Annotated in this window: 12 protein-coding genes; 5 read left to right on the top strand and 7 right to left on the bottom strand. The window is 62.9% G+C overall.

Features of this window, described 5'->3' with window-relative positions:
- Positions 1-15: 15 nt before the first annotated feature.
- Entirely contained in the window at positions 16-1,764 is a 1,749-nt protein-coding gene (locus PCJ21_RS02005) for a hypothetical protein (RefSeq protein ID WP_269929700.1), read from the bottom strand.
- Positions 1,765-2,258: 494 nt separating this feature from the next.
- Here PCJ21_RS02005 and PCJ21_RS02000 point away from each other — a divergent pair, with 494 nt between their 5' ends.
- The 3 genes from PCJ21_RS02000 to PCJ21_RS01990 all read left to right on the top strand — a co-directional run bounded on the left by PCJ21_RS02000 (position 2,259) and on the right by PCJ21_RS01990 (position 6,209).
- Positions 2,259-4,820 carry a GcvT family protein gene (locus PCJ21_RS02000; protein ID WP_269929699.1) on the top strand — a complete coding sequence of 854 codons (2,562 nt, stop codon included), beginning with the start codon at positions 2,259-2,261 and terminating at the stop codon, positions 4,818-4,820.
- Between the two features lie 94 nt (positions 4,821-4,914).
- Complete coding sequence (locus PCJ21_RS01995; protein ID WP_269929698.1) at positions 4,915-5,757, top strand: DUF1194 domain-containing protein; 843 nt, start codon at positions 4,915-4,917, stop codon at positions 5,755-5,757.
- Between the two features lie 74 nt (positions 5,758-5,831).
- The gene (locus tag PCJ21_RS01990) at positions 5,832-6,209 is read left to right on the top strand and encodes a hypothetical protein (RefSeq protein ID WP_269929697.1); all 378 of its coding nucleotides are present in this window, start codon (positions 5,832-5,834) and stop codon (positions 6,207-6,209) included.
- Between the two features lie 6 nt (positions 6,210-6,215).
- Here the strand turns inward: PCJ21_RS01990 and PCJ21_RS01985 are convergent, their stop codons facing one another.
- Positions 6,216-7,154, bottom strand: coding sequence for a GlxA family transcriptional regulator (locus PCJ21_RS01985; RefSeq protein WP_442865946.1), 939 nt, complete (start codon positions 7,152-7,154; stop codon positions 6,216-6,218).
- A 639-nt stretch (positions 7,155-7,793) separates the two neighbouring features.
- Positions 7,794-7,970, bottom strand: coding sequence for a hypothetical protein (locus tag PCJ21_RS01980; protein ID WP_269929695.1), 177 nt, complete (start codon positions 7,968-7,970; stop codon positions 7,794-7,796).
- A 221-nt stretch (positions 7,971-8,191) separates the two neighbouring features.
- Here PCJ21_RS01980 and PCJ21_RS01975 point away from each other — a divergent pair, with 221 nt between their 5' ends.
- Both PCJ21_RS01975 and PCJ21_RS01970 read left to right on the top strand, forming a co-directional pair.
- On the top strand, positions 8,192-9,091 hold the full coding sequence (locus tag PCJ21_RS01975) for a LysR substrate-binding domain-containing protein (protein WP_269929694.1): 900 nt from the start codon (positions 8,192-8,194) through the stop codon (positions 9,089-9,091).
- 84 nt (positions 9,092-9,175) lie between these two features.
- On the top strand, positions 9,176-9,736 hold the full coding sequence (locus PCJ21_RS01970) for a hypothetical protein (RefSeq protein ID WP_269929693.1): 561 nt from the start codon (positions 9,176-9,178) through the stop codon (positions 9,734-9,736).
- 136 nt (positions 9,737-9,872) lie between these two features.
- Here the strand turns inward: PCJ21_RS01970 and PCJ21_RS01965 are convergent, their stop codons facing one another.
- The 4 genes from PCJ21_RS01965 to PCJ21_RS01950 form a co-directional block, all read right to left on the bottom strand.
- Positions 9,873-10,055 (bottom strand): hypothetical protein, encoded by a 183-nt coding sequence (locus PCJ21_RS01965; protein ID WP_269929692.1) that lies wholly within the window; start codon positions 10,053-10,055, stop codon positions 9,873-9,875.
- Between the two features lie 119 nt (positions 10,056-10,174).
- Positions 10,175-10,510, bottom strand: coding sequence for a hypothetical protein (locus tag PCJ21_RS01960; protein ID WP_269929691.1), 336 nt, complete (start codon positions 10,508-10,510; stop codon positions 10,175-10,177).
- Positions 10,511-10,637: 127 nt separating this feature from the next.
- Positions 10,638-10,817 (bottom strand): hypothetical protein, encoded by a 180-nt coding sequence (locus PCJ21_RS01955; RefSeq protein ID WP_269929690.1) that lies wholly within the window; start codon positions 10,815-10,817, stop codon positions 10,638-10,640.
- Between the two features lie 189 nt (positions 10,818-11,006).
- Complete coding sequence (locus PCJ21_RS01950) at positions 11,007-13,115, bottom strand: ASKHA domain-containing protein (RefSeq protein WP_269929689.1); 2,109 nt, start codon at positions 13,113-13,115, stop codon at positions 11,007-11,009.
- Positions 13,116-13,285 lie beyond the last annotated feature (170 nt).

Below are 13,285 nucleotides of genomic sequence, written 5' to 3'. Positions count from 1 at the left end.
GCCCGGCAGTCGCTGCTACTTGTCCAGCGCGCCAAAGAATTTGGAGTGAACGAAGGCGTCGTAGCAGGCATCGAGCTCGATGCGGCGATGCCCGGTCAAGGCGCTCTTGTACATTTCATAAAGCGAGGCGTTGGCTGTCGTTGGCGGGCAGGTGGGCAGCAAGATAAGGTCCGTCTCCGACACGGCCCCTTCCTCGGTCGAGCCCGGATCCGGCACGGCGCGGGACGGGTCGGCGCCTATGGCGATGTGCAGCGGCGCCGATCGATCCATCAGCCAGGGGAACGGATTGACGAAATTGAGCGACATGATCGTCTCGAAACGGACGCCCTTGTCTGCCTCCAGCTTGCGGATCGAATCGATCGCCGTGTCGACGTTGCGCAGATAGGTGACCTGGAAGTCGAAATCCGAATACAGCATTGGCGTCGCCAGTTCGCCGACCTCCGTCAGGTCGCTGTAGTGCGAACGGTGCTCGGGATAGAACTCGGTCATGTGATCGACGCGCTCGGCGACCTCATCGCGCATGTTGACCGCGCCCAGCGTGCCGAGATTGCTGTTGGCGAAAGGCTCGTTCTTCAGGGCGCCAACATAGGCGCGCGCGGCGCGCTCGGTCACGCTCAGCGCAGGGGGAACGATGGTGGCTGCGGCCAGCGCCACCATGGCCAGTTGCAATGCCGGCCTGGTGCTTGGCCTGCCATTTCGCAGCAACGCCATCAGAACGACAGGCCACAGGAAGATGAAGGCCTGGCTGCCGGTGTTCTGCGTTTCAAACAGAATGCCGGCGAACAAAACGGCCAGAAGCCACAGGCCGCTGGCGTCGAAGACGCCGGAAACCGCGCCCAGCGTCGAGCTTTGGCGCGTGGCCGCGAAGGTCTTCAGGACATCGGCGCGCTCGATCCACAGCAGCAGGAGGGCGAGCATGGAGGCGGCGAGCACGGCGCCGAAATTGATCGACGCCGCTTGCAGGAAACGCGGCAGAAGCGTTCCGCTGTTCATGCCAACAAGGCGCAGGATGTCGGTCATGTAGTGGCTGACGAGGCCATTCGTCAGTTCAAGCCCGGCAAGCGCTGCAGCGAAGGCCAGCACCGAAGCGATGGCGTATTTCAGCCCCACCCTGCCGGCAGCGAACGCGTAAACGCAGATCAGGCCGCCGGCGACGAAGCCGGTGATCTTGAGGAAGAACAGCGCAGTCATGGCGAGCGCGATCAGCACGACCAGCAGCCTCTGGCCGCGCACGAACATCAGCGCCGAGACCAGTACGTACAGGAGTTGGCAGATCTGTCGGTTGTAGATGCCGAAGGCGTCCGAGCCAGGGAAGGGGTAGAACTCACGGGTGTTGAACGGCAATAGCGCGAAGATCAGGAATGGTATCAGTAAGGCGAAGGCCGCCGTCCGCGAGCGCCGGTCCACCTCCCAAAGCACCAGCGCCATCAACGGCGCGGTGACCGCCAGCAACGACCAATGCGCCAGCAGTGCGGGTTGCGCGTTGGGAAACAGCCACAGCCAGCCGGCGAACAGATAGTAGCCGAGCGGGCCGACGGGCGTGAAAAAGTCGTTGATCGGCACCTGACCATCGAAAATGCGATTGGCAGCATCATAGTAGATGATCACGTCCCAATACATCGGGCCGATGGGCACGACGATCGGAAGCGCTAGCAGCGCGCAGACGGCGGCCAGCGCAAGGACGAGCAGAACAAGCGGGCTGCCGAGGCGCGAGCCCCGCGATCGGTTTTTCGATGTTGCGGGCACTGGAAATGTGGTGTTCATCTGCTGTCGCAAGCTCAACCAAAAGACGCCGATTGCCTACTGAGCTACAGGCAAAAGGCGATGAAAGCGTTAAGTATCGCGGCCCCTGGATTGCTTCAGAAAGGGTGAACGCCAGTGCGGCCGACATGCCGAACGCCAGCGGCAACCAGTTCTTCGACTTGCCCGGCTCGATGGCGAAGAAGTTGAGCGGAAACAGATGCCCGCGCGCGCCGGCGCGATGCCGGCGGCTCCGGGGACGTGCCCGGGCAGGCATCCGCAGGCTGCGCGACATTCCAATACGTCACGATCCGACGAGAGGCTCCTGTCTTCTCTGTGCTTGTTAGAGAAAATACTACAAAGAGCGGTTAACGCGCTTCGAGGCATGGATACGACCAGCCCGATGGCGGATGTTTCGGCGAAGTCGCGCGGCTCTTTGGCAATGTCGCAAACAGGCTGCAATCGGCCGGAACCTCCCTATAGTCTGCCGGCAAAAATATCATCTCGGAGTCGTGGGAATGGCTGAGTTTCCGAACAAGGCGAAGGTCGTCATCATCGGGCTGGGCGGCATCGTGGGTGCCTCGATTGCGCATCACCTGATCGAGCGCGGCTGGGACGATATCGTCGGCATCGACAAGTCGGGCGTGCCCACCGATATCGGCTCTACGGCGCACGCCTCGGACTTCTGCTACACCACCAGCCACGACTATCTGTCGGTCTGGACGACCCAGTATTCCATCGATTTCTACGAGAAGATGGGCCATTACGCCCGTATCGGCGGTCTTGAAGTCGCCCGCACCGGCGATGATACCTGGATGGAAGAGATCAAGCGCAAGCTGTCCTCCGCCAAGGCGTTCGGAACCCGCGCGCACTATGTCTCGCCTGCCGAGATCAAGAAGATGTTCCCGCTGATCGAGCAAGATCAGGTGATGGGCGGCATGTTCGATCCCGACGCCGGTCTCGTCATTCCGCGCTCGCAGACGGTTGCCGGCAAGATGGTCGATGCCGCAGAGAAATCCGGCAAGCTCAAGGTTTTCGGCAACACTCCTGCGACCTCGCTGATCGTCGAGAAGGGGCGGATCAAGGGCGTCGTCACCCATCGTGGCACGATCATGGCCGACCACGTCATCGTCTGCGCCGGCATCTGGGGCCGCCTGATCGCCGAAATGGTCGGCGAGGACCTGCCGGTGATGCCGGTCGACCATCCGCTCACCTTCTTCGGCCCGTACAATGAGTTCGAGGGCACCGGCAAGGAAATCGGCTTCCCGCTGCTGCGCGACCAGGGCAATTCCGCCTACATGCGTGACACCGGCGACCCCAGGACGACCGAAGGCGGCCAGATCGAGTGGGGCTACTACGAGACCACCAATCCGCGCCTTTGCCATCCGCGCGACATTCTGGAAAAGCATGAGGCGCGGCTGTCGCCGTCGCAGCGCGACCTCGACATGGAACAGATCATGGAGCCGCTGGAGCGCGCCATGGAGCTGACGCCGATCCTCGGCGAGATCGGCTACAACGAAAGCCACTCCTTCAATGGCCTGCTGCAGGTCTCCGCCGCCGGCGGCCCCTCCTGCGGCGAGAGCCAGAAGGTGCGCGGGCTCTGGTACTGCGTCGCCATCTGGGTCAAGGACGGCCCCGGCTACGGCAAGCTGATCGCCGACTGGATGACCGACGGCCGCACCGAGATCGACCACAATTCAATCGACTATGCCCGCTTCTACCCGCACCAGCTGGAAGAGAAGTTCATCGAAGGCCGCACCTTCGAGGCGGCGCAGAAGATCTACTTCCCGGCAGTGCACACCCGCGAGCCCTATGCCACCGGCCGCAACGTCAAGCGTTCGCCCTTCCACGAGCGCGAGGTTGAACTCGGCGGCTACTTCATGGAACTCGGCGGCTGGGAGCGTGCGCATGGCTACAAGGCCAACGAGCACCTCTTGGAAAAATACGGCAACCGCGTGCCGGTGCGCGAGAACGAATGGGATTCGAGACACTTCTGGCGCGTCTCCAATGCCGAGCATCTGGCAATGAGCGAGGATTGCGGCATCGTCAACCTCAGCCACTTCCACATGGTCGACATCGAAGGCCCTGACCATGTCGAGCTGCTCGAATGGCTCTGCGCCGCCAGGATCGGCGGCGACGGCAATATCGGCAAGGGCATCTACACCCACTTCCTCGACGACGAGGGGATGGTGCGCGCCGACTTCACCGTTTTCCGCATGGCTGAGCGCTGCCGCCTCGTGAACGGCGCCGACGCCGGCCCGCGCGATTTCCACTACATGAAACGCGTCGCCGAAGACCGAGGCCTCGACGTCACGATCACCGACACTTCGGAAAAGTTCATCACTGTCGGCATCTGGGGGCCGAACGCCCGCGAGACGCTGAAGAAGGTGGTTGCCGACCCTGCCGGGCTCGACCAGGAGAACTTCGCCTTTGCCGCGATCAAGCAGATAGAGATCGCGGGGAAGCCAGTCACCGCCTTCCGCATCTCCTATGTCGGCGAACAGGGCTGGGAACTGCACATGAAGTACGAGGACGGCCTTGCCGTCTGGGATGCGCTGCGGGCAACCGGTGTCATGGCCTTCGGCGTCGAGACCTATGCCAATTCGCGCCGCATGGAAAAGAGCCTGCGCCTGCAGAACGCCGACCTGCTCACCCAATACAACCTGATCGAATCCGACCTTGCCCGTCCAAAGGTCAAGGACGCCGATTTCCGCGGCAAGGCGAAGCACCTGGAATACAAGGCGCGCGACCACCAGCCGGCCATGCTCTGCACCCTGGTCATGACGGACAATACGGACAAGACTGGCGTGAAGCGTTATCCAGTTGGCACACTACCGGTGATGGACCCTGAAACCGGCGAGGTGTTGGTCGACGAACTCGGTCGCCGTTCCTACACGACCTCCATCGCCTTCGGCCCGACCATCGGCAAGAACATCGCATTGGCCTACCTGCCGCACGCCTATGCCCAGCAAGGCCGCAAGCTCAACATCGAGTATTTTGCCGAGACCTACGCGGTCGAGGTCGCGGGTATCGGCTACAAGCCGCTCTACGATCCGGAAAACCTGAAGCCGCGCAGCTGATCGGCTGCGCAGTTCTCGACAATGTGAATGAAAAGCCCGGCTTTCTGTCCGGGCTTTTCTTTTGCCGCCGGTAAAAGTCGCTTACGCTGGGTAAATGTCTGCCGGGGTCAAAGCTGTCGTTGCTGGCGGTATTGCGTTGGCGCTGTTGTTTGCGGCGGCGCAACGGTCGGCTGCTGCGGAACAGGTCGACGTCGAACTCGTGCTGGCAGTCGACGTGTCGCTCTCCATGTCTCCCGACGAACTCGAGATACAGCGCCATGGCTACGCCGCTGCCTTGACGCATGACGGCGTCCTCGAAGCAATCGCCGAGGGCGCCTACGGCAGGATCGCCGTTACCTATGTGGAATGGGCCGGCTCAACCTCGCAGACCGTCATCGTGCCGTGGACCGTAATCGCCAACCGCACTGATGCGGAGCGCGTCGTCAGGCAGCTTTCAGCCAAGCCGCCGAACAGCGCCCGCCGTACCTCGATTGCCAGCGCGCTCGAATTCGGCAGCGACCTGTTCGCCGAGAGCGCCTATAGCGGCACCAAGCGCGTCATCGACATTTCCGGCGATGGTCCCAACAATCAGGGACCGCCGGTCGAAGGTATCCGCGACAGCGTGGTGGCGCAGGGGATCGTCATCAACGGTCTGCCGCTCATGACCAATGGCGGCTTTGGCAGCGCCTATGATGTCGAGGAACTCGACCGCTATTATGCTGATTGCGTCATTGGCGGGCCGGGGGCTTTCATGATCCCGGTCAACGACTGGTCGCAATTCCCCGAGGCCATACGGCGCAAGCTGGTGCTCGAGCTTGCCGGGCCCGGCTCGCGCCAATGGGCTGCGGACGAGGCGGTGCATCCACCTGTCGTGCTGGCCCAGGCAAGTCCCAAATTCGATTGCATGATTGGTGAGAAGCTCTGGCGCGACCGATCCTGGCTGTGGGACAGCCGGTAGCGGGCTGGTCCGCCAAGGTTTCGCCATGGCTGGCGCTTATTCCGGGGCCGTAAAGCCCGGAGGACACCAGAATCATGACCCGTCTCGCAATTCTTGCCGCAGCAGCCTCGGCGCTGATGATCGGCAGCGCCAGTGCCCAATACTACGACAATGGCGACGACGTTGCCTGCGAGATGTACGAGCACAATTCCTATCGGGGACGCGTGCTGCCGATGGCGCCCGACCAGGCCGTCAGCTTTCGCGGCGGCCAGTTCTGGAACGACAGGGTGTCGTCGGCTCGCGTCGCCCAGGGCTGCAGCCTGGTGATCTACGAACACTCGCGCATGGGCGGCGCCGCGACCGAACTCACCCGCAACGCGCGTTCGCTGGGCGGATGGAACGATCGCGTGTCTTCAGCCGAGTGCTTCTGCGACTACCAGAACGACCAGGGCTACGACGACGACTACAGATGAGTCGGATCAGGCCGCGATCAGCTGCTTGCGGTCGATGCGTTCCTGCTGCGGAGAGCGGGCATAGAGTTCGCGGTAGCATTTCGAAAAATGCGACGCCGACACGAAGCCGCACGCCACCGCCACCTCGACGACCGGCATCGACGACTGGATCAAGAGGTGGCGGGCTCGGTCGAGCCGGATCTCAAGATAGTAGCGGGCGGGGGAGCGGCCCATTTCCGTCCGGAACAGGCGCTCGATCTGGCGACGGGACAGGCCGACGTGGTCGGCAATCTCGATCAGCGACAACGGCTCGGACAGATTGGCCTCCATCAACTCGATGATGGTCAGCACCTTGGAGTTCTGCACGCCGAGGCGGGCCCGCAGCGGCAGGCGCTGGCGGTCGGTCGGGCTGCGCACGCGGTCGGTCAGCACCTGCTCGCAGACGCGGTTGACGAGATTGTCGTCGAAGTCGTCGCCGATCAGCTTCAGCATCATGTCGAGCGCCGCGGTGCCTCCGGCGCAGGTGTAGATGTTCTGGTCGACCTCGAAGAGATCGGCATAGACGTTGGCTTTGGGGAAGGCCTCGGAGAAGCCGGGCAGATTTTCCCAATGAATGGCGCAGCGCTTGTTGGAGAGAAGGCCGGCATTGGCCAGCACATAGGCGCCGGTGCACAGGCCGCCGACGGCGACGCCGCGATTGTATTCCTCGCGCAGCCAGGCAAACACCGACTTGTTGGTGTAGGTCTCGACATTGATGCCGGTGCAGACGATGACCATCGACGGGCGCTCCGGTCCGGCCATCTTCTTGCGCTCGTCGTCGAGGGACGTGTTGACGGCGCATTCGACGCCGTTGGAGGCGCGTACGGCATTGCCGTCGTTGCTCGCCAGCCGCCACTTGTAGGCTTCGTAGCCAAGCATGCGATTGGCGATGCGCAAAGGATCCAGCGCGGTCGCGAAGGCGACCATGGTGAAATCGGGAACGAGGAAGAACACGAGCGATCTTTTGATCGGGTGCTTAATGGCGTTCAAGGAGGCCTCACGCTAGCCAGAACCACGCGAGCACGATGTCGCGAATGGCATAGCGTCAACAGTAAATTCCCTTGCTGTCAATGGGTTTGCAGCTGTCGCTAAATCTTTATTTGCGACATGCTTGGCCGGCGCCTCGAAACGGGCTGCCGGCCGTGCGACTTTGGTCCGGGAAAAAAACGCCGGCCACGCCGCGGCAGAGCCAGGCTGACCGTCAGCGCGATGGTCAGCCGACGAGCATGCCGAGACGGTTGGCGGCGATTGCGGCGGTCTGGCCTGGCATCGTCCGCGCCAGGCGCTGGCGCTCCATGGCCGTCGACAGGGTGGCGTCGCTGCGGCGTCCGAACAGGCGGGCGAAAAACTTTATGACACGTCTCCATGCACCAAGGTTACACGGGGTGCCTTCGCGTTCTGGAGTGGGGCAGCTCGTTTGGTGCTGCGGATATAGTGGTTGTGCGCCTAGCCGTATGCAGTGAATGCGAAGCGGCTCGCCGCAAAAGCGACAGCGGATTTGACATCAGCTTCGGCTGACGTCTCCCGGGTGGGCGAGCCCGCCGGAACGACGGGCCGCGCCTGGGGTCAGGCTGCTTCGCTGTGACCGCGACGGTGGCCGGTTTTCGAATCGAAGGCCTCGGGCCAGCCGATATCCTTCTGCAATTCGAAGGGCAGTGAGCGGATCGAGCGTTCGGTGTGGTAGCGGGAGCGGGCGGCGCTGAATTCGGAGGCGAGGCGCCCGATGGTCGACAGAATGGACATAACGGCTTCCTTTGCATCTGGGCCGGTTCAAGGCCGGCTTTGGTGCTCGCCCGGTGGGCACCGCCTGGGTTCACGCGTCTGCGCACTGTGCGCCTTGTCTTCCGGGCATCCTCGAAGCCGGTGTTTCCGGGCCTTCGATGTGTTGACTATCGCTGACGGATCATGTTCAATCAAACGAAATGAAGTGATGACTTCGATCAGAAATATTGAAGGACCGTCTAATGAACGCGCCGCTCAATCACCCGTTGCCATTGCTTGATCTCGACGTGCTTCGCACCTTCGTGGCGATCGCCGAGACAGGCAGCTTCACCACGGCTGCCAATGCGGTGTTCCGCACGCCGTCTGCGGTGTCGATGCAGATCAAGAAGCTGGAAGACATCCTCGGCCGCTCGGTGTTCCTGCGCGACGCCCGCTCGGTGGCGCTGACCACCGACGGCGAGATGCTGCTGGGCTATGCCCGGCGCATGCTTTCGATCAACCGCGAGGCGGTGTCGAAGTTCATCATCCCCGACATCGTCGGTGTTGTCCGTCTCGGTTCGCCGGACGATTTTGGCGAACGGGTGCTGCCGCATGTGCTGAAGCGCTTTGCCCAGACGCATCCCTCGATTGCGGTCGACGTCATCATCGACCAGAGCACCAATTTGCGGCGTCGCATGGACGATCGCGCGCTCGACATCACGCTGTTGACCAACTCGTGCAAGGCGACGGCCGCCGGCAGCGAAGTGCTTTTGACCGAGCCTATCGTCTGGGCCGGCGCCAAGGGCGGGTGCGCGCATCTGCGTGAGCCGTTGCCTGTCTCGATCTGGGAGGAGGGCTGCGCCTGGCGCGCCGGCGCGCTTGAAGCGCTCGGCCGCGACGGCCGCAACTATCGCGTCGCCTATATGAGCGCGCATACGGCAGGCCAGAGGGCGGCGATCCTGTCGGATCTCGCGGTCGCGCCGCTGCCTCGCTCGTTCCTGGGCGAGGAGCTCGTCGAGCTTGGACCCAAGGACGGCATGCCGGAGATCGGTAACTACAGCCTGGCGATGATCGTCGCGCCCGAGGCAAGCGCGCCGGTCAAGGCCGCGGCCGATCACATCCGCGCGGCGTTTGAAACCTTCAACCAGACGGGGAAGTTCTAGGGCGGGTACGCGCGGATCGGACGCGACATGGTCGGATCTCCGCGTTAGACTGGCAAGACCGGTCGCACACAACGGGAGGTAGCCATGAAACGGCTTTGTATCCTCGCATCGGTCTCGTTAGTGTTCTCAGCCTCCAGCGTCGCCGCTGAACTTACGTCGGAGGTTCCGACGGGAGACCCCGAATTCATTGCCAAGGCGATATCGGCAGCTCCCGCCGATATCGGGAAGGATGCCACAATCATTCGACTAGCTGACGGCTTCAACCCGACCACGGTCAGGGAAGGAAAAAACGGATGGACCTGCGCAGTCGATCTCGACGGCGGCCCGTGGTGTGCCGATGCCGTCGGGGTTGAATGGTTCAAGGCAGTTTATACCCAGGGCGAGCCGCCTGACAAAACCGGCTTCGTCTACATGTTGGCCGGGGATATGGGCGCCAGCAACCACGATCCTTATGCAACCGACAAGTCGCACTGGGTTCAAACAGGTCCGCACGTGATGATCGTCGGAAAGGCAGCGCACGAAATGGCCGCCAGCTACCCGAACAAGGTAGACCCCGATCCCAGCCATCCCTACGTCATGTTTCCGGGGAACAAGTATCAGCACCTGATGCTCCCCGCAGACATGGGAAGTGGCCATAACCAGTAGCGCGCTTTACCGCCGCGTCTCGGCCGGTCGCGGCGGATTTTCTCGCCCCGAAAACCTCACCGGCATGTGGCTTATTGGTTTACGCCAGTCGACCGTTGCCAAACAACAAGCCCTAACCGCGCCTGCGGTTACAGCTTCAACGCCGCACCGCAGTGGCCATGGAACGGTAGATGCTCGCCATCAGCGACGATGGCGGGTTCCAGGCGAGGTCCCGTTGAATTTCGGGCGGCAGCGCATTCATGATGCGCGCGGTCTGGCGGGCGCGCCGGGCCAATTGGTAGCGGGCGCCGATCCGACCGATGTCGTCGAACAGTGGCATCGTGATTTCCATAAATCTTGTCGTTGCCTAACGCGCTTCTCGAGCGGGCGCCGGTCGGCCGCGGCAGACCGGCCGGCGCGGCGACGGGGAGAGATCAGCTGCGGACCTTTCGGCGAAGGTCATGCGCAACGAACGTTCCGTCGCTGGAAGGCAATGACGTTGTTGGTCGAAGCCAGCGGGCCGACAGGCCAGCCAAGCTCCATCTGGATGTCGAGCGGCAGCTTGTTGATGAGCATGGCCACTCTTCCATATTTATGCACCTGGCCGGCCGTGCCATGGGATCTCGTCCCGTCGATCCAACCAAGCTCGATCTGCAATTCGCGCGGCAAGCCGTTCATCATCTTTTCGATGTGGCCATCGCGGCGCGCATGCCTGAGCACGGCTCCGAACTGGTGAAATTCACCGATGATGGTCATGGGCAGCTCCTGAAATGAAGGGCTGGCGGCGCCACGCAAGACTCGATGCGCCGCCAACCAAGCTTATCTATGCATTCGCTTCTGTTTCAGATTGATATCGTGCAGGCGCGTTTGTGTTTCAAAATGGGAGGATTTCCGAAACACAACGTTTGCCGCTGACTCGGACTCAACGGCCCGGGAAGATGCTCGAATGGAGCTTTCTTGTCCGTGCGTCCTGTTCCGCAGGCCAGCCGATGTCCTTTTGCAGTTCAATCGGGAGGCTGTTGAGATCACGTACCGACCGGGCATCGCGACGCGCCTTGCGAATGGCCGCACCATAGCGGCCGATCGTACTCATGATCGACATTGGTGTCTTCCTTTCGTTTGTTGCCAATGCGGACGGTGTCCGCAGGGGCGGTTCGACGAACGGAAGCTATTGCGCTCCTGTTTCGGAGCAATTCCGCTCCATTAGCGCTTTCTGATTATATGGTTACGCTGCTGAAACATGCCCGAAACACGCGATTTCGGCAAGAAGAAGCCGCAGCGCGCGGTCCGGTCAGTCGCGGGCGCGTCGGGCGGCGCGTTCCTCGCGCGAGCGGCGGCGCGGCGCGCCGTCGGTCGGTTCACCGTCGCTGCTTGCTGCCTTGCGTGGCGGCAACTTGACCTGCTCGGACAGCTTCGGGAACGGATCGACCTTGTTGGGCAGCGCCATGGCGTCGATGAATAGCTGCTGGAAGTGAGGCTCCAGCGCGGTCTCGATCTTCTCGATGCGGCCGACTTCCTGCTCGATCTCGCGGCGGTGGCTGCGGTTGAGCAGCGCCATCAGCGCTCCGGTGCCGGCAGCGTTACCGACAGCCTTGACCTCCGACAGGTCGCAGTCCGGGATCAGGCCGAGCACCATGGCGTATTTCGGATCGATGAAGGAGCCGAAAGCGCCGGCGAAGCGGATGGTGTCCACGGCCTCGACGCCCTGCTTTTCCATCAGAAGCTTCACGCCGGCATAGAGCGCCGCCTTGGCGAGCTGGATGGCGCGCACGTCGTTCTGGGTGACGGTGATGCGCGGCTCGCCCTGGCGGCCTTCGCGCAAAAGGTAGGAGAAGGTGCGACCGTTGGCGATGATGCGCGGGCTCTTCTCAGCCAGCGCGCCGTCGATGACGCCGTCTTCGGAAATGATGCCCGAGAGGTACATCTCGGCGACGACCTCGATGATCGCCGAGCCGCAGATGCCGGTGACGCCGGTTTTCCAGGATGCTTCCTCGAAGCCTTCCTCGTCCGACCACTGCTCCGTGCCGATCACGTGGTAGCGCGGCTCCAGCGTTTGCGGGTCGATGCGGACACGCTCGATGGCGCCGGGGGCCGCGCGCTGGCCTGAGGAAATCTCGGCGCCCTCGAAGGCGGGGCCGGTGGGCGAGGACGCTGCGACGACGCGCTTGTTGTTGCCGAGGATGATCTCGGCATTGGTGCCGACATCGACCAGGAGCATCATCTTGTCCTGGCGGTAAGGTCCCTCGGACAGGGTGGCGCCAGCAGCGTCCGCGCCGACATGGCCGGCGATGCAAGGCAGCGTGTAGAGCCGCGCGCCCTGAGAGACCTCGATACCGATCTCATGCGCCCAGAACTGCAGCGCGCCCGACACGGCCAGCGCAAAGGGAGCCTGGCCGAGTTCGGTCGGGTCAATACCGAGAAACAAGTGGTGCATGATCGGATTGGCGACGAAAACGCAGTCGAAGATGTCGTGCCGGTCGACGTTGCCTTCCTCGCAGACCTTGCCGATCAGCGCGTTGACGGCCTCGCGCACGGCCTTGGTCATGGCCTCGCGTCCGTCCGGGTTCATCATGACGTAGGACACGCGGCTCATCAGGTCTTCGCCGAAGCGGATCTGCGGGTTCGATGTGCCCGAGGAGGCGGCGATGCGGCCCGACAGCAGCGACACCAGATGCATGGCAATGGTGGTCGAGCCGATGTCGCAGGCGATGCCGTAGGCCTCGTTCTTGAGGCCGGGATAGAGGCCGATGACGAAGGGCCGCGAGGAGTCCATGTCGCGATGAACGACCGCGGTGACGCCCCACTTCCCTGATGTCACCTCGGGCTGGTCGGGCAGTCTGGTGCGCAGGATCTTCTGGATCTGGGGAATGAGGTGGGGCGCGACCAGCAGGTCCTTCCAGCCCCAGTCCTTCTCGAGCGCGACCTTCAGGCGGTCGAGATCGCCGAGCGGCTTGTGCATGTCGGGCTCCTCGACCTCGACATAGCAGAGCTGGACGGCGGCGTTGCGTTCGATGACGCGGTCGGTGGCCGCCTTGCGCACGACCTGGGCGTTGATGACCGTGTCCTGCGGCACGTCGATGACAAGGTCGCCCAGGATCGTCGCCGAACACGACAGGCGACGCCCCTCGGGCAGGCCGCGCACGCGCTCGTAGCGTTCTTCCTTCGGGCCCTTGGGTGAGATGTGGTCGTTGGACGAGACGATCTTGTGCTTGGCGAAATTGCCTTCCTGCACCTCGACCTGGCAGCGCCCGCACGTGGCGCGCCCCCCGCACACGCTCTCGACATAGACGCCGAGCTGGCGCGCCGCATCGAGCACCGGCGTTCCCACCGGGAACCGTCCGCGCTTGCCAGACGGCATGAAAAGCACCAGCGGATCGGTGATGTTGGCGGGAGAGTTCATGGCAGTGCGTCCTTCGAGGCTCGCTTCGCTCGCACCTCAGGATGAGGGAGGGCGCGGCTGCCATATGCTAGTCGCCGACGGTTCGAGCTGGTGTCTAAGGTCGGTGCGTCCTTCGAGGTTCGCTTCGCTCGCAGCTCAGGATGAGGATGGTTGGCGCCTCTCGCTCCTGA

Source organism: Aminobacter sp. HY435 (assembly GCF_027568395.1).
Classification (GTDB): Bacteria; Pseudomonadota; Alphaproteobacteria; order Rhizobiales; family Rhizobiaceae; genus Aminobacter.
The sequence above is the reverse complement of the archived record's forward strand: the minus strand, read 5'-3'. Positions and strand labels throughout refer to the sequence as shown.

Coding starts and splice junctions, on each gene's coding strand:
- PCJ21_RS02005 (WP_269929700.1), bottom strand. CDS start 1,764: ATGAACACCACATTTCCAGTGCCCGCAACATCGAAAAACCGATCGCGG.
- PCJ21_RS02000 (WP_269929699.1), top strand. CDS start 2,259: ATGGCTGAGTTTCCGAACAAGGCGAAGGTCGTCATCATCGGGCTGGGC.
- PCJ21_RS01995 (WP_269929698.1), top strand. CDS start 4,915: ATGTCTGCCGGGGTCAAAGCTGTCGTTGCTGGCGGTATTGCGTTGGCG.
- PCJ21_RS01990 (WP_269929697.1), top strand. CDS start 5,832: ATGACCCGTCTCGCAATTCTTGCCGCAGCAGCCTCGGCGCTGATGATC.
- PCJ21_RS01985 (WP_442865946.1), bottom strand. CDS start 7,154: ATGGTCGCCTTCGCGACCGCGCTGGATCCTTTGCGCATCGCCAATCGC.
- PCJ21_RS01980 (WP_269929695.1), bottom strand. CDS start 7,970: ATGTCCATTCTGTCGACCATCGGGCGCCTCGCCTCCGAATTCAGCGCC.
- PCJ21_RS01975 (WP_269929694.1), top strand. CDS start 8,192: ATGAACGCGCCGCTCAATCACCCGTTGCCATTGCTTGATCTCGACGTG.
- PCJ21_RS01970 (WP_269929693.1), top strand. CDS start 9,176: ATGAAACGGCTTTGTATCCTCGCATCGGTCTCGTTAGTGTTCTCAGCC.
- PCJ21_RS01965 (WP_269929692.1), bottom strand. CDS start 10,055: ATGCCACTGTTCGACGACATCGGTCGGATCGGCGCCCGCTACCAATTG.
- PCJ21_RS01955 (WP_269929690.1), bottom strand. CDS start 10,817: ATGTCGATCATGAGTACGATCGGCCGCTATGGTGCGGCCATTCGCAAG.
- PCJ21_RS01950 (WP_269929689.1), bottom strand. CDS start 13,115: ATGAACTCTCCCGCCAACATCACCGATCCGCTGGTGCTTTTCATGCCG.